We start from the raw sequence: 13,500 nt of genomic DNA, 5'->3' as shown, positions 1-13,500 counted from the left end.
GAATGATCGAGGCCTCGACGGGCGGGGCCGAGTACTTCGTTACAGGAGAGACCCATGAGCTCCAGCGAGCGTTCGCTGACCTCGATCGAGATCTGCGCGGGAGCTGGCGGCCAGGCGGTCGGACTGCACCAGGCCATGTTCAAGCATTTGGCGCTTGTCGAGATCGATAAGTTCGCCTGCCGTACCCTGCGCGCCAATGTCCAAGGCGTGGAGGAATGGGGCGGCTGTGAGGTTCTGGAAGAAGACCTGGTAGATGAGTTCGATGCGCTGCGCACCATGACTGCTCTGCGCCGGGGCGATTCAGATTGCGATGGCGGAGTTCTTGAACCGAGGGAACTCGACCTCTTGGCTGGCGGAGTCCCGTGCCCGCCGTTTTCTCATGCCGGCAAGCAGCTGGGCGAGGACGATGACCGCGACCTCTTTCCGCGGATGCTTGGCATCGTTCAGCAGCTTCAGCCAAGAGCCGTCATGATTGAGAATGTTCGCGGGATTCTTGACTCCAAGTTCGATGAGTATCGCGGGCGTATCTCGAGCAGCCTTGAGGATGATGGTCGCTATCCCGGTGGGCATGCCTACCAGGTTTGCGAGTGGGATCTGCTGGAGGCATGTGATTTCGGCGTTCCGCAGCTCAGGCCCCGGGCTCTCTTGGTAGCGATCAGGAAAGACATCCTGGAACTCGCGGCTCTTGAGGGTGTGAAGTATGAGTGGCCTACGGGCGTAAGTGCCGAGCAGGTCACGGTCGCCAAGGCTCTCGGAATCTCCATGCAAGAGCGTCTGGAGTCACTGAAGCGTGATCATCCGGAGCTCGCCAAGCGTGCTCAGGCCGCGTACGACAAGTGGCTGGGCGACGTGACGAAGGCCGACAGCGTGGCGCCCACGCTCGTAGGCGGCTCCAAGAAGCATGGAGGGGCGGACCTGGGCCCCAGCCGCGCGAAGGCGGCCTGGCGGGCGCTGGGCGTCGACCCGATGGGCGTAGCCAACGACCCCGAAGCATGCGTTCCGGAGCGGGACTTCCTCCGCCCAGACGGGCCGATGCTCACAGTTGAGCAGGCGGCGATTATTCAGGGATTCCCGCGAGGCTGGAAGTTTGAAGGCGGGAAGACGGCCCGGTATCGCCAGGTCGGAAATGCGTTTCCCCCGCCCGTCGCCAAGGCAGTGGGCGAATCGATTGCGCAGGTGCTCATGGCCGCGCGCAGGGCAGAGGACCGCGGGGCCGCTGTATCGCAGCAGGATTCTGTCAGTGAGATCTCAGAGACTGAGCTGGCTCCGGCGTTCGCGGACGACGCTGCTGATCGTGAAGGCGCACTCATCAGGTGACTCATGCTCCCAGAAGCGGAGTACGAGCCATCCCGCCTCGGTCAGCCGATGATCTGTGTCCCGGTCACGGGTGACATTGCGGGCTACTTTGTCTGACCAGTAGCCGGGATTTGTCTTCGGTGACACATAGTGCTCGGGGCAGCCATGCCAGTAGCACCCGTCAATGAAGACCGCGACTTTCGCGGGGCGGAAGACTATATCTGCCGTCCTGCGAAGGTCGCGCAAGGGCTTGGCGCTGACCCGGTAGCGCAGACCCTGAGCGTGTACAAGTTGCCGGATCAGCCGCTCAGGTTTGGTGTCACGGCTGCGGATGGCCTGCATATTGCGGCGTCTGGCAGCCGAGGACGCCCATGATCCTTCGGGTGGCTGCCACGCGGCTGGTTGCATCTGGCTCGGGTCCTCGGTCGGCATCAGTTCCAGACTAGCCACTGGGGCACGGCCGGGCCCAGCAGCGCAGGGATGGCCTGTGCCAGCCCCGTCAGCGGCGTTGACGGGGCCTTCGGCACGTGCCCCCGTGTCAGCCCCCCGCCACCCCCACCACCGGCTCGTGCCTCACCGGGAAGTTCACTGAGCGGGCGATGAAGCACTTCTCGTTCGCTGCTGCGTGGAGGTCGGTGGCCTTCGCGATCATCTCCGGGGAGGCGACCGTGACGCGGGGGCGGAGGACGACCTCGGTGAAGTGGCCGCCGCCGTCCGGGGTTTCGGCCATCGTGCCGTGGGCCTCGTCCTTGTAGTCGGTGACGACGACGCCCGCCACCGCGCAGAGGTGCAGGTACCACAGCATGTGGCACTGGGAGAGGGACGCGGTGAGGCCCTGTTCCGGGTTCCAGCGGGACGGGTCGCCGCGGAACGCGGGGTCCGAGCTGCCCGGGATGGGCGGGAGGCCGGGGGCGGTGATCTCGTGGTCCCGGTCGAAGGCGCGGTAGCCGCTCGTGCCGGTGCCGCGGTTGCCCGTCCAGGTGATGGTGACGTCGTAGTGGTGGGTCCTCGGCATGGTGGGTTGCCTTTCGGTCGGGACGGGCTGGGCGGCCGCCGGCCGGGCCGGGAGGCCTCCTGGCCGGGCGACATCCCGGCCGGGCCTAGATCCGGTCGGGAGGCAGCCGGTCGTCGTCACTGTCGGGCTGCGGGCGGGGTGGGGCGGAGGTTCGCGCCCGGTCCGGGGTGCTCACCCCCTCACCCCGGGGCTGGAACGCGCCATGAGGGTCCCGGGTGCTCACGAGGGCCCCGGGCAGGCGCGAGTGGCCCCAGGCAGGCGCGAGGGCCCGGGCACGCATGTGGGCCCCGGGCAACTCGCGCGGCTCCAGGGCACTCACGTCGGCCCCGGGCCCTCACGCCCCGGAAGAGGCCGTCACGCCCCGGAAGAGGCCGTCACTCCCGGGACGGCGCCGTCACGCCCGGGACGGGGGACGGCGCCCTCACCCCCCGGACGACCCCCCGTGGCACCCCCCGTACGGCAGCCCCGACCCGCACCAGCACGGGGCGTTCCGGGCCGGGGGCCAGGGGGTGGCGCGGCCGCGGGCGGCCATCGAGGTGGTGTATTCCGGGAGGAGCGACGGGTCGTCGGGGGAGGTCTGTTCGGCGGCGGCGAAGGCCTCGAAGGAGGGGACGGTGCCGGTGACGATGCCGAAGTTCTCCGCGCCGGTCGAGGCCAGCTCGCGGAGGGCGGACTCCACGCCGGCCACGTGCTCGGCGTGGGAGGGGTACTCGGCGGCGATGGAGGGGTAGGCCGCGAGGAGTTCGGCCAGTTCCGAGGCCGGCCAGTGCAGCACGGCCACCGGGAACGGGCGGGAGAGGGCCGCGCGGCGCTCGCCCAGCTCGGCGCGGAGGCGGGCGATTTCGGCGCGGAGTTCGGTCGGGTCGTCCGAGCCGAGGGCCCAGAGGCGCTTGGGGTTGTGGAGCTCGTCGAGGGAGATGTCCCCCGCGTGCAGGGTGTCGGCGAGGGTGTCCCACTCGTCGTGGGGCGTGCCCAGCATGCGGCGGACGCGGTGGCGGCCGACCAGCAGGAGGCGTGCCTCGTACGGGACTTCGCTGCCGTCGATCAGCAGAGTGGCGCCCGTGGTGAAGCAGTCGTGGGCGGCCTGGAGGTCGTCGTGCGTCTCCAGGGCCTCGGCGATGATCTCCCAGGGCGCGGAGTCCCGCGGGGCGGCGGCGCGGATGCCGTCGATGATGGCGCGGGCCTCGGCCTCGTGCCCGTACTCCCAGAGGTTCGCCGCCTTGAGGGCCTTGATCAGGGGCGGGTTCCGGGGCTCGTCGGAGAGGAGCCGGTCGTAGAGGGCGGTGGCTCCGGGACGGTCGCCGGCCAGCTCGCGGTGGGCGGCGGCGCGCAGGAGCACCTGTTCGTTGTCCTCGGGGTGCTGCACCGCGATGCGCTCCAGGCGCTCGGCTTCGGACGCGTGCTGGGCGGGGGTGTCGGAGGGCATGGGCCCACCGTACTGCCGTCCGCCGACAGCGACCCCTCCGGCGGGGGCCGTTCCTGCGCCGTCGCCCCTGGTGGGTTGGCGGGGAAGGCCCTATCGTGCGGCCCTTGTCCGTGCGTGGGCGGCGGTCCGCGGCGGCGGTCTGCGGCGGCCGGGAGGTGGTCGGGGTGCGCGGTCGGGTGCCGGTCGTGGTCCGGGGACAGCGGCGGGGAGGGGCGCGGCTCCTTCTCGCGCGGGGCCTGTGGGGTGCGGCCGAGGCGGCGGTGACGCTGGGGGTGCTGGTGCTGCTGCTCGTCGCCCACCAGCTGTGGTGGACCAACCGGCAGGCCCGGGAGGGCGCCGAGCGGCAGGTACGGGCGCTGGAGCGGGAGTGGGCCCGTGGCCCGGCGGCCGACGGGGCCGGTGCGGACGCCGCCGGCACCGGGCCCGGGGCGGCCTCCGGCCCGGAGAAGACCGGCCGGGAGGAGCCCCAGGCGCCAGGCCGGGCGGCAGCGGGCCGGGGGACGCCGGGCAGCCCGACAGCGGGACGGCCACGGGCGCCCCGCTGGGACCAGGCGTACGCCGTGCTGCGGATCCCCCGGATCGGCGTGACCGTGCCCGTCGCGGAGGGCACCGGCAAGGCCGGGGTGCTGGACCGGGGGTACGTCGGGCACTATCCGCGCACCGCCCGGCCCGGGGAGGCCGGGAACTTCGCGCTCGCCGGGCACCGGAACACCCACGGGGAGCCGTTCCGCCGGCTCGACCGGCTGCGGGCGGGCGACCGGGTCACCGTCGAGACCGCCGAGGCCCGGTACGCCTACGTGATCGAGAAGACGCTGCCGCAGACCTCCGCCCGCGACTCCGCCGTACTCGGCGCCGTGCCCCGCAGCTCCGTCCACCCGGGCCGGGGATACCGCGAGCCGGGGTACTACCTCACCCTCACCACCTGCACCCCCGAGTACACCTCGCGCTACCGGCTCGTCGTCTGGGGGCGGCTGGCGAGCGTCCGGGTGCGGGGCGCCGAGTAAGGTCGGGCGTCGTGTTCCGACGACGTCCTCATCTGCTGTGGCTGCTGGTGCCGTTCGTGCTCTACCTCGGGGTCCTGCCCTGGGCGAACCGGGTGGAGCCCCTGGTGTTCGGGGTGCCGTTCCTGATGGTGTGGCTGTTCGCCGCGACCGTCGCGACGCCCGTCGCCGTGTGGCTCGCCTGGCGGGGGGACCGCCGGTGAACGCCGCCGTCGCCACCTCCGTCTTCGCCGCCTTCATGGTCCTCACCGTCGCCCTCGGCCTGCTCGCCGTCCGCGGCCGGGGCAGCGGCGGCGGGCTCGCCGAGTGGTCCGTGGGCGGGCGCAGCCTGGGGCCGGTCTTCATCTGGGTGCTGATGGCCGGCGAGGGCTACACCAGCTTCAGCTACCTCGGCGCCGCGGGCTGGGGGTACAACTTCGGCGCGCCCGTCCTGTACGTCATCGCGTACATGTCCTGCGGCTACGCCCTCGGCTACGTCGTGGGGCCGATGCTCTGGACGTACGCCCGGAAGCACGGGCTGGTGGGCATCACGGACATCGTGGCGCACCGGTTCGGCAGCCGGTGGCTCGGCGCCGCCGTCGCCGTGCTCGCCACCGTCTTCCTGCTGCCCTACATCCAGCTGCAGATCACCGGCATGGGCGTCGTCGTCTCGACGATCTCCTACGGGGCCGTCTCGCTGAACTGGGCGTACTTCCTGGCCTTCGCGGTGGCCACCGGCTTCGTCGTGGTGAGCGGGCTGCGCGGCAGCGCCTGGGTGTCGGTGCTGAAGGACGTGCTGGTCATCGCGACCCTCGGGTTCCTCGCGGTCTACGTGCCGCTGCACTACTTCGACGGCTACGGGGAGCTGCTGCACCGGGTGGTCGAGGAGAAGCGCGCCTGGCTGACGCTGCCCGGGCACGACTCCGGCGGGCTGGGGGAGGGGTGGTTCATCACCACCTCGCTGCTCAACGCCCTCACTGTGGTGATCTTCCCGACGACCGTGGCCGGCTACCTGGGCGCCCGGAACGCCGACGCGCTGCGGCGCAACGCCATCTGGCTCCCCTCCTACAACGTGCTGCTGTTCGTCCCGATGCTGCTCGGGCTGGCGGCGGCGTTCGTGGTGCCGGGCCTGGCCGGGGCCGACTCCAACCTGGCCCTGTTCAAGCTGATCGTCGACGCCCTCCCGGCCTGGGCGGTCGGCCTCGTCGGGGTGGCGGCGGCGCTGTCGTCGATCGTGCCGATGGCGGTGTTCATGCTGGTCATCGGCACGATGTGGGGCCGGAGCGTGCTGTCGCTGATGCCGTCGGTCCGCGGGCGGCGGGAGAAGGCCGCCTCGCAGACGGTCGTGGTGATCGCGGGCGCGCTGGCCCTGGTGATGACGTATGTCGCGCCCAACACCCTGGTGCGGCTGTCGCTGATCTCGTACGAGGGCATGGCGCAGCTCGTCCCCATGCTGCTGCTCGGGCTGGTGTGGCGGCGGCTGACCCTCGCCGGGGCGGTGAGCGGGCTCGCCGTCGGCGTCGCCGTGGTGTGCGCGCTGGTCTTCACCGGGCACGACCCCGTGTGGGGCGTGAACGCCGGGATCGTCGCCCTCGCGGTGAACCTGGGGGTGGCGCTCCTGGTGACGTTCCTCGGCCCGCGGGGGACGGACGAGCGGCCCGACTCCGAGGTGCTGGCCAGCGACCGCGAGGACCTGGGCAGCGGCGACGGCGACCGGGTGGTGGCGGCGTCGGGCTGACGGTGCGGGGGAGGTTGCCCGTGCCGGTGCCCAGGACCCGCGGCCGGCGTGGCACGGATCTCCTACCGCTCCGGCTCGGCGTCCGGTTAGCATCGCGGTGAAGGACACCGGCGTCACATACCGGCAAGAGCCGGTGCGGACGCGAGAGGGATGAAGGGGGGCCGTGTGATCCGTCCACTCGGATCGGTGCGTATGCACCTCAACGCGCTCCTCTTCCTGCTGACCGAGATCCTGCTCGCCGAGAGCGGACTCGGCGGCGCCGTCACCCTCGCGGCCACCGCGGCCGTCAGCGCCGCGCTGCTGGCCTGCATGCTCTGGGCGGCCCGGTCGGCACCGCCCGTGCCACGGACCCGGATCCGTACGGCGATCAGGGACCGCGAACGCCGTACCGCCTTCCTTCCCCAGCGAGATCCCGACGCCTCCGGCCGCCCCCGGCCGCGAGCACCCGGCCGTCCCCTCCTGACGGCCGCGTAGGTGCTCCCCGGACCCGGGACCCGCAACAGCCCCCTTCGGGCTCGCTGAACCCTGGACCGCAGGGCCCGCGCGGCTCGTCACGCCGAATCCTCATCCCGGCACGACGAGACCCCGTGGAGGGCTCAACCATGTCCGTCTTCGCATCCCTCGGTGCGCTTCTCTCCCATGTCGCCGACGCGCTCGACCCGTTCTTCGGCAGCTCGGCGACGGCCGCCGCCATCGTCCTGTTCACCCTGTGCGTACGGCTCGCGCTGCACCCGCTCGCCCGGGCCGCGGCGCGCGGCGAGAAGGCCCGCTCCGCGCTCGCGCCGCGCATCGCCGAGCTGAAGAAGAAGCACGGGAAGGACCCCGAGAAGCTGCGCGCCGCAGTGGCCGAACTGCAGGCCGAGACCGGCACCTCGCCGGTGGCCGGCTGCCTGCCGACGCTGCTCCAACTGCCCGTGTTCGTCGTGATGTACCACCTGTTCACCAGCCGCGGCAGCGGACTGCTCGACCACACCCTGCTCGGTGCGCCGCTCGGCGGCCGGTGGTCCGACGCGCTGGCCGACGGGGGCGTGGCCGGGCCGCACGGGCTGGTCTACCTGGGGCTGTTCGCCGTGATCGCCGCGGTGGCCGGCTGGAACTACACCCGGGGCCGGAAGGCCGCGGCCGCGGCGGCGGCAGCCACGGCCGCGAACCGTAGCGCCGGGGCGTCCCGGAAGGCCTCCGCGGAACCGGAGGCGCTGCCCGGGATGGCGGGGGTGGCCAAGGTCATGCCGCTGCTGTCGTTCGGCACCCTCATCACCGCCGCCGTCGTACCGCTGGCCGCCGGGCTCTACCTGGCCACCACCACGGCCTGGAGCGCCGCCGAACGGGCCTGGCTGTACCGGGACCGGACGGACGCGGGAGCGGCCACCGCCGCCGTCGTCGGGTAGGGGTCGGCCGTCCTCCCAGGAAAGCGCCCGACGGACTGAGCGCCTGCGACAGAACCTGCCCCACCCGTCTCCAACTCCCAGCCGCCACACCGAACTCATGCTGAAGCGATCAGTTTGTGAGGGAGCTGCGTCGTGTCACAGGGCCCAGTCCTCGGTGATCACCCTGAAGATCCAGCCCTTCTCCGCGTGCGGTAGGCGCGCTGTTGGCATGCCCGTGAGCAGTATGCGCGGGGCCGTCCGGTGACGTTTTGGGGGACGACGTCGCCGCACACAGTGCACCCTGGGGTTGGGCTGAGATCATCCGGCGTTTCGTCACATGCGGGAGTCTCCCAGCCCGCCACGGCGAGCGTTTCATCACGCATGGCGCTGGACAGGTCGGGCATGGTGGCCGGGAGCCGGTTGCCCGCGATGGCCTCCGACGGAGGCTCAGCCGTTGACGGGAGGGCTGCCGCGATGCAGTCGAGGACGCGCTCCAGCCCGTGCCGGAAGTGGTCGTCGCGGTTCAGGTGGGGCTGGTGCGCCTGTGTCGCGATCTTGGCGAAGATCGGATACTCCCCGCTCTTCAGCAGCTGGTGGACGCGCGGGGCGCTGCGCGTCAGCCACTGCGACTCGCTGAGCCCGCTGCGGCGGACCTCCTCGGCCCAGCTGACCTCGTCGCGGACGGTGCCCTCGACATAGCCGTTCAGGATCGCCATGAGACCGAGGTTCTCGTCGATGGAGACGTGCGTATCAAGGGCTCCCATCACGCGTTCGATCAAGAGCAGCTGGTTGGGGCCGTAGCTGGGGAGTGACCGGTGCACGGTGGCAATCCACGGGTGCCGCAGCCACATCGCCCGCACCCCGTCGGCGTAGCGCGTCAGGTCCGTGCGCCAGTCGCCGGAGGGCATGCCCGTGACGTCGATCTCGCCCATCAGTTGGTCGGCCATGAGCTCGATGAGGTCGTCGCGGCTCGGTACGTACCGGTAGAGCGACATCGCGCCCGCGCCGATCTCGGCGGCGATCCGCCGCATGGTGGCGGCTTCCAGTCCCTCGGCGTCGGCGATCCGGACCGCCGCCTCGGTGATCCGGGCGCGGCTGTAGGCCGGCTTCGGCCCGTGGCCCTGGCGCTCGGGCCGCATCCAGATGTTCACGTACTCGGCGCCGGTCACCGTTTCATCACCCACTTGCGTACCTGGTACCCAGTACCTTAGCTTGACCGCCACGACCGCGTACAAGGTACCCAGTGGGGGAGATTATGGCGGATCCGATCACGGCGAACATGACAGAACCCGTACACACCGTCAGCGTGCTGCCGACGGCGCGTCAGTCCGGCTGCCCCTTTGACCCGCCCAAGGAGCTGATCCAGGCCCGCCGGCACGGTCCCATCAGCCGATACCCCTTCCCCGGCGGACGCCAGGGCTGGCTGATCACCGGCTACGGCCTGGTCCGGTCGGTCCTGGCCGACTCACGGTTCAGCTCCCGCAAGGAGCTCATGCTCCACCCGTACATGGACATCGGCGACATCAGGATGCCTCCGGCGGCGCCCGGCGAGTTCGTCCTCATGGACGAGCCACAGCACGGCCGCTACCGGAAGCTGCTGGCAGGCAAGTTCACCGTCCGGCGGATGCGATCGCTCACCGAGCGCGTCGGGCAGGTCACCGCCGACCACTTGGACGCCATGGAAAGCGCCGGGCCGCCGACGGACTTGGTGACCGCGTTCGCCAAGCCCATCCCCGCGATCATGATCTGCGAGCTGCTGGGAGTGCCGTATCGGGATCGTGGCTCCTTCCAGGAGCAGGCCGCGACGATCTTCGGCGGGGATACGAGCGCAGAGGACCAGATGGACGCCTACACCGCGATCCAGGAATACCTCGCACAGCTGGTGGCCGCCAAGCGCGCCCGTCCCACTGATGACATCCTCAGCGATCTCACCGGCAGCGACCTGACCGATGAGGAACTGATGGGGGTTGGCCTTCTTCTGCTGGCAGCCGGGATCGACACCACCACCAACATGCTGGCACTGGGCACCTTCGCCCTGCTGAGCCATCCCGAGCAGTTCGCCGCGCTGCACGCCGATCCGGCGATCGCCGACAAGGCCGTCGAGGAACTGATGCGCTATCTGAGCGTCGCCAAGACCTTCATGAGAACGGCGTTGGAGGACGTCGAGTTGGGCGGCCGGACCATCAAGGCAGGCACCACAGTCATCCTGTCGTTCCACACCGCCAACCGCGACCCGCAGCGCTTCACCGACCCCGACACCCTCGACATCCGACGGCAGGCCACCGGACACCTCGGCTTCGGTCACGGTATCCACCAGTGCCTGGGCCAGCAATTGGCGCGAGTCGAGATGCAGGTCGCCTTCCCCGCGCTGGTCAAACGCTTCCCCACCCTGCGCTTGGACGTACCGGCCGAGGAGGTCGACCTGCGCCCCGAAACCGCGGACGTCTTCGGAGTGAAGCGCCTCCCGGTCACCTGGGATGCGTGACCCATGAGGATCACCGTGGACGCCCAGCGCTGCGTCGGCTCCGGAATGTGCGTCTTGACGGCCGGCACGGTGTTCGACCAGCGTCAGGACGACGGCAAGGCAATCGTCCTGCGCCCCGAGCCGCCCACCGAAACACAGGGCGCGGTACGTGAGGCCGTCGACCTCTGCCCTGCCGCGGCGATCGCCCTGCCGACCGATCGCCGGCCCTAGCGGAGCTTTCGATTCCTTAGCCGGAGAAGGCTTTCTCCCATGTCACTCACCGTCTCGCGGCGCCCGGCCATCGCTGCCCCGGCCGGCCGCCGCGCGACTCCTTGACGTCCACCTCGGCTTCGGTCCCACTGATGAGGGCACTTCGTAGACGACCCCGCGGCAAACCTCGGCGCCTGTACACCCAACGGAGCTACAACTTCGACAAGTGACGTCGTCTGCTGCGGAAGCGCGGCATCACGCCGGTGATCGCCCCACTCGGCGGCGGCCACAGTTCCAGTCCGAACAACGAGTGCTGGGTGGTCGAGTCCCACTGGCTGCACCAGTAAACGGCTGCGCATACGGTATGAACGACGTGCCGAACTCCACAACGGCCTGCTCGAACTGGCCTGCAGCCTCATCTGCCTGCGCCGCCTGCAAACCTCATTTTGAAACGATCAGTAAGCGCCCCACGCGCTGTCGGCGAACCCGCCCCACGCGCTGTCGAGGAGCGCGCCCCACGTGCCGCCCGGGAACGCGTCCCACGCGTTGTCGGGGAACGCCTTCCACGCGCTGTCGCGGGCCGGCCCGGCGGACCGGTCCGCCGTCACACCGCGCACGGCAGCTCGCCCGTCGGTCCGCTGCGCTCGCCCGCCGAGTCGCCCGCCGGGTAGTCGGTGCTCCTGGCCACCTCCCGCCAGGCATCGACCTCCCGGGCGACCCGCGCGAGCTTGTCCTCGATGTCGGTCACCGTGGCGGAGCCGAGGGGGAGCCGGGTCGGCGGTTCGGCGGTGGCGGCGAGCAGGAGGACGGCGGCCGCGCCCTTGACCGGGTCGCCCGCCTGGCCGTGGTTGGTGTCGTCCGCCCAGGTGCGCAGCGCGCCGGAGCTCGCCGCGTAGGCGTCGATGACCGCCGCCGTGCGGTGCAGCGAGCTGGGGTCGAGGAAGTCCGTGCGGAACGGGCCCGGTTCGACGGCCGTGACCTGTACCCCGAACGGCGCCGCCTCGATCCGCAGGCTCTCCGTCAGGGCTTCCACGGCGAACTTCGTCGCGCAGTACAGACCGGAGCCGGCCCAGCTCACGAAGCCGCCCACGGAGCTGAGGTTGATGATCCGTCCGCTGCCCCGGCGCCGCATGACGGGCAGCACCGCGCGGGTCACGGCCAGCAGCCCGAAGACGTTGATGTCGAAGATCGCGCGGGCCTCCGCGTCGCTGGTCTCCTCGACGGCGCCGAGCAGGCCCCGCCCGGCGTTGTTGACCAGGACGTCGATCCCGCCGAACCGGTCGACCGCGGTGGCGACGGCCTCGGCCGCCCGGCCGGTGTCGGTGACGTCCAGGGGGAGGGTGAGCAGCCGGCCCGAATTCCCGGGCAGCGCCGCGTCCACGGCGCGCGGATCACGGGCGGTGGCCACGACGCGGTCGCCCTGCGCGAGCGCCTGCCGGGCGATCTCCAGCCCGAAGCCGCGGGAGGCGCCGGTGATGAACCAGATGGTCATGGTGCTCCTCGGTGAGAGCCCCTGCCGGGGCGGTGGAGCAGGGGAAACGCCCCCTGCCGTCTCCGCCACCCTGCGGGGGCGGCGGCAGGCGCCACCAGGGACGGACCGTCCGGGGACCGGACGTCCCCGGGTACCGCCCTCCCTGGGTCCGGCAGTACCAGGCAACGGGCCGTCCACCGGCCCACAATGGGGCGCATGGCCATGGATGCCCGCCCCGAGACCAGTGCCCCGCTCGCCGGATTCCTGCGCGCCTGCCGGTCGCGCGTCCGCCCCGCCGACGTGGGGCTCCCCGACGACGGCCGGGTCCGGCGCGTCCCCGGCCTGCGCCGCGAGGAGCTGGCGCAGCTGGCGAACGTCAGCGTGGACTACCTGGTGCGGGTGGAGCAGGGCCGGATGACGAACGTCTCCCCGGCCGTCCTGGAGTCGCTCGCCACCGCCCTGCGGCTGGCCGACGACGAACGGGCCTATCTGCTGCGGATCGCCGGTCCCGCCCGGCGGGCGGCAGCGGCCCGGACCAACGGCCCGCACGTCCGCCCGCAGACCCGGCAACTCCTGGACGGGCTCCGGGAGATGCCCGCGATCGTGCTCGGGCGGCGGCTCGACGTCCTCGCCTGGAACCCCCTCGCGGCGGCCCTGCTCGGCGACTTCGGAGCGCTCCCGGACGCCGAACGCAACCTCGTACGGCTGGCCTTCCTGCGCCCCGAGTTCCGCGCGCTGTACGCGGACTGGCCCACGGCGGCCCGCGAGTGCGTGGCCTATCTGCGGATGGACGCCGCCCGCTACGCCGGTGATCCGCTGCTGGCCGCCCTCGTCGGCGAACTGTCCGTCAAGGACCCGGACTTCCGCCGCTGGTGGGCCGACCAGCGGGTGCGGACCAGGGCGTTCGGCCGGAAGGCGTTCCGGCACCCGCTGGCGGGCCCTCTGGAGCTGGAGTTCCAGACGCTGACGGTGGGGGACGACGCCGACCAGACGATGATCGTCTACACCGCCGAGCCGGGGTCCCGCTCCGCGGAGGCCCTGCGGTTCCTCGCGGGCTGGGCGGCCACCGGGGGCCCTGCTGCCACCGCCGCCGCCACCGTCACCGATGCCGTCACCGATGCCGATGCCGATGCCGATGCCGAGGGCGCCGGGGGACGGTCGTGGGGCGTACGCACGGCGGAGGGGTGACGGGCGGGTGCGTCGGGCCTCCTCCGTCCGGCCGCCTCCGTCCGGGCCCCGCACCGGGGTTGCGGGTGCACGCATTGCGCAGTGATGTGTGGACGGAGTGCGAACGACTTCCCACCGTCGGGCCGTGATGCTGGTCCCATGCGAACCGGGACGGATGTTCCGGCGCAAGGCTCTCGTCGTGGTGGCACGACGGGAGTCGGGGGCCGCCTGAGGGGCTGTTCCGTCGTCCGTGTCCTTCGCCACGGTCACGTCATGGACCACCACCCCCCCGGTGGGTCGTTCGCCCGGATCCCGTGGTGCCCGCCCGGATCCGGGCCTCGGCCGCTGCCCGGCCCCTGCACGGGA

Annotated in this window: 15 protein-coding genes and 1 pseudogene; 10 read left to right on the top strand and 6 right to left on the bottom strand. The window is 71.6% G+C overall.

Features of this window, described 5'->3' with window-relative positions; genetic code table 11:
* Positions 1-54 precede the first annotated feature (54 nt).
* Positions 55-1,317, top strand: a complete 1,263-nt coding sequence (locus tag ACFYYR_RS03265; protein WP_388846313.1) for a DNA cytosine methyltransferase — start codon at positions 55-57, stop codon at positions 1,315-1,317.
* Here the strand turns inward: ACFYYR_RS03265 and ACFYYR_RS03260 are convergent.
* From ACFYYR_RS03260 to ACFYYR_RS03250, 3 genes are all read right to left on the bottom strand, one after another.
* On the bottom strand, positions 1,249-1,728 hold the full coding sequence (locus ACFYYR_RS03260; protein WP_388846311.1) for a very short patch repair endonuclease: 480 nt from the start codon (positions 1,726-1,728) through the stop codon (positions 1,249-1,251). The two genes, ACFYYR_RS03265 and ACFYYR_RS03260, sit on opposite strands and share 69 nt — an antisense overlap.
* Positions 1,729-1,834: 106 nt before the next feature.
* Positions 1,835-2,311: an OsmC family protein gene (locus tag ACFYYR_RS03255; RefSeq protein ID WP_388846309.1), complete on the bottom strand. Its 477-nt coding sequence runs from the start codon at positions 2,309-2,311 to the stop codon at positions 1,835-1,837.
* A gap of 421 nt (positions 2,312-2,732) precedes the next feature.
* Positions 2,733-3,737, bottom strand: coding sequence for an SEC-C metal-binding domain-containing protein (locus ACFYYR_RS03250; protein WP_388846307.1), 1,005 nt, complete (start codon positions 3,735-3,737; stop codon positions 2,733-2,735).
* Between the two features lie 155 nt (positions 3,738-3,892).
* Here ACFYYR_RS03250 and ACFYYR_RS03245 point away from each other — a divergent pair, with 155 nt between their 5' ends.
* From ACFYYR_RS03245 to ACFYYR_RS03225, 5 genes are all read left to right on the top strand, one after another.
* Positions 3,893-4,741 (top strand): class E sortase, encoded by an 849-nt coding sequence (locus ACFYYR_RS03245; RefSeq protein WP_388846445.1) that lies wholly within the window; start codon positions 3,893-3,895, stop codon positions 4,739-4,741.
* An 11-nt stretch (positions 4,742-4,752) separates the two neighbouring features.
* Complete coding sequence (locus ACFYYR_RS03240) at positions 4,753-4,941, top strand: DUF3311 domain-containing protein (RefSeq protein WP_388846305.1); 189 nt, start codon at positions 4,753-4,755, stop codon at positions 4,939-4,941.
* Entirely contained in the window at positions 4,938-6,455 is a 1,518-nt protein-coding gene (locus ACFYYR_RS03235; protein WP_388846303.1) for a sodium:solute symporter, read from the top strand. Before ACFYYR_RS03240 ends, ACFYYR_RS03235 begins: the two co-directional genes overlap by 4 nt.
* A gap of 150 nt (positions 6,456-6,605) precedes the next feature.
* Positions 6,606-6,929 carry a DUF6412 domain-containing protein gene (locus ACFYYR_RS03230; protein WP_388846301.1) on the top strand — a complete coding sequence of 108 codons (324 nt, stop codon included), beginning with the start codon at positions 6,606-6,608 and terminating at the stop codon, positions 6,927-6,929.
* Between the two features lie 128 nt (positions 6,930-7,057).
* Positions 7,058-7,843 carry a YidC/Oxa1 family membrane protein insertase gene (locus tag ACFYYR_RS03225; protein ID WP_388846299.1) on the top strand — a complete coding sequence of 262 codons (786 nt, stop codon included), beginning with the start codon at positions 7,058-7,060 and terminating at the stop codon, positions 7,841-7,843.
* A 158-nt stretch (positions 7,844-8,001) separates the two neighbouring features.
* On the opposite strand, the gene ACFYYR_RS03220 is transcribed toward ACFYYR_RS03225, so the two are convergent.
* Entirely contained in the window at positions 8,002-9,006 is a 1,005-nt protein-coding gene (locus ACFYYR_RS03220; RefSeq protein ID WP_388846297.1) for a TetR/AcrR family transcriptional regulator, read from the bottom strand.
* Positions 9,007-9,101: 95 nt separating this feature from the next.
* On the opposite strand from ACFYYR_RS03220, the gene ACFYYR_RS03215 reads away from it, so the two are divergent.
* From ACFYYR_RS03215 to ACFYYR_RS03205, 3 genes and pseudogenes are all read left to right on the top strand, one after another.
* Positions 9,102-10,307 carry a cytochrome P450 gene (locus ACFYYR_RS03215; protein ID WP_388846295.1) on the top strand — a complete coding sequence of 402 codons (1,206 nt, stop codon included), beginning with the start codon at positions 9,102-9,104 and terminating at the stop codon, positions 10,305-10,307.
* 3 nt (positions 10,308-10,310) lie between these two features.
* Positions 10,311-10,517: a ferredoxin gene (locus ACFYYR_RS03210; RefSeq protein ID WP_388846293.1), complete on the top strand. Its 207-nt coding sequence runs from the start codon at positions 10,311-10,313 to the stop codon at positions 10,515-10,517.
* 119 nt (positions 10,518-10,636) lie between these two features.
* A pseudogene (locus ACFYYR_RS03205) lies at positions 10,637-10,946 on the top strand (IS5/IS1182 family transposase); the annotation flags it as partial.
* A gap of 5 nt (positions 10,947-10,951) precedes the next feature.
* On the opposite strand, the gene ACFYYR_RS03200 reads toward ACFYYR_RS03205, so the two are convergent.
* The gene (locus tag ACFYYR_RS03200) at positions 10,952-11,104 is read right to left on the bottom strand and encodes a hypothetical protein (protein ID WP_388846291.1); all 153 of its coding nucleotides are present in this window, start codon (positions 11,102-11,104) and stop codon (positions 10,952-10,954) included.
* Positions 11,101-11,988: an oxidoreductase gene (locus ACFYYR_RS03195; protein WP_388846289.1), complete on the bottom strand. Its 888-nt coding sequence runs from the start codon at positions 11,986-11,988 to the stop codon at positions 11,101-11,103. The genes ACFYYR_RS03200 and ACFYYR_RS03195 overlap by 4 nt, the downstream gene beginning before the upstream one ends.
* Before the next feature lie 201 nt (positions 11,989-12,189).
* Between ACFYYR_RS03195 and ACFYYR_RS03190 the strand changes: the two genes are divergently transcribed.
* Positions 12,190-13,155, top strand: a complete 966-nt coding sequence (locus tag ACFYYR_RS03190; RefSeq protein ID WP_388846443.1) for a helix-turn-helix domain-containing protein — start codon at positions 12,190-12,192, stop codon at positions 13,153-13,155.
* The last annotated feature ends 345 nt before the right edge of the window (positions 13,156-13,500 follow it).

This window comes from Streptomyces sp. NPDC001922, assembly GCF_042891165.1.
In the GTDB taxonomy this organism is placed as follows: Bacteria; Actinomycetota; Actinomycetes; order Streptomycetales; family Streptomycetaceae; genus Streptomyces.
This window is presented reverse-complemented; position numbering and strand designations above follow the sequence as displayed.

Coding starts and splice junctions, on each gene's coding strand:
- ACFYYR_RS03265 (WP_388846313.1), top strand. CDS start 55: ATGAGCTCCAGCGAGCGTTCGCTGACCTCGATCGAGATCTGCGCGGGA.
- ACFYYR_RS03260 (WP_388846311.1), bottom strand. CDS start 1,728: ATGCCGACCGAGGACCCGAGCCAGATGCAACCAGCCGCGTGGCAGCCA.
- ACFYYR_RS03255 (WP_388846309.1), bottom strand. CDS start 2,311: ATGCCGAGGACCCACCACTACGACGTCACCATCACCTGGACGGGCAAC.
- ACFYYR_RS03250 (WP_388846307.1), bottom strand. CDS start 3,737: ATGCCCTCCGACACCCCCGCCCAGCACGCGTCCGAAGCCGAGCGCCTG.
- ACFYYR_RS03230 (WP_388846301.1), top strand. CDS start 6,606: ATGAAGGGGGGCCGTGTGATCCGTCCACTCGGATCGGTGCGTATGCAC.
- ACFYYR_RS03225 (WP_388846299.1), top strand. CDS start 7,058: ATGTCCGTCTTCGCATCCCTCGGTGCGCTTCTCTCCCATGTCGCCGAC.
- ACFYYR_RS03215 (WP_388846295.1), top strand. CDS start 9,102: ATGACAGAACCCGTACACACCGTCAGCGTGCTGCCGACGGCGCGTCAG.
- ACFYYR_RS03210 (WP_388846293.1), top strand. CDS start 10,311: ATGAGGATCACCGTGGACGCCCAGCGCTGCGTCGGCTCCGGAATGTGC.
- ACFYYR_RS03195 (WP_388846289.1), bottom strand. CDS start 11,988: ATGACCATCTGGTTCATCACCGGCGCCTCCCGCGGCTTCGGGCTGGAG.
- ACFYYR_RS03190 (WP_388846443.1), top strand. CDS start 12,190: ATGGATGCCCGCCCCGAGACCAGTGCCCCGCTCGCCGGATTCCTGCGC.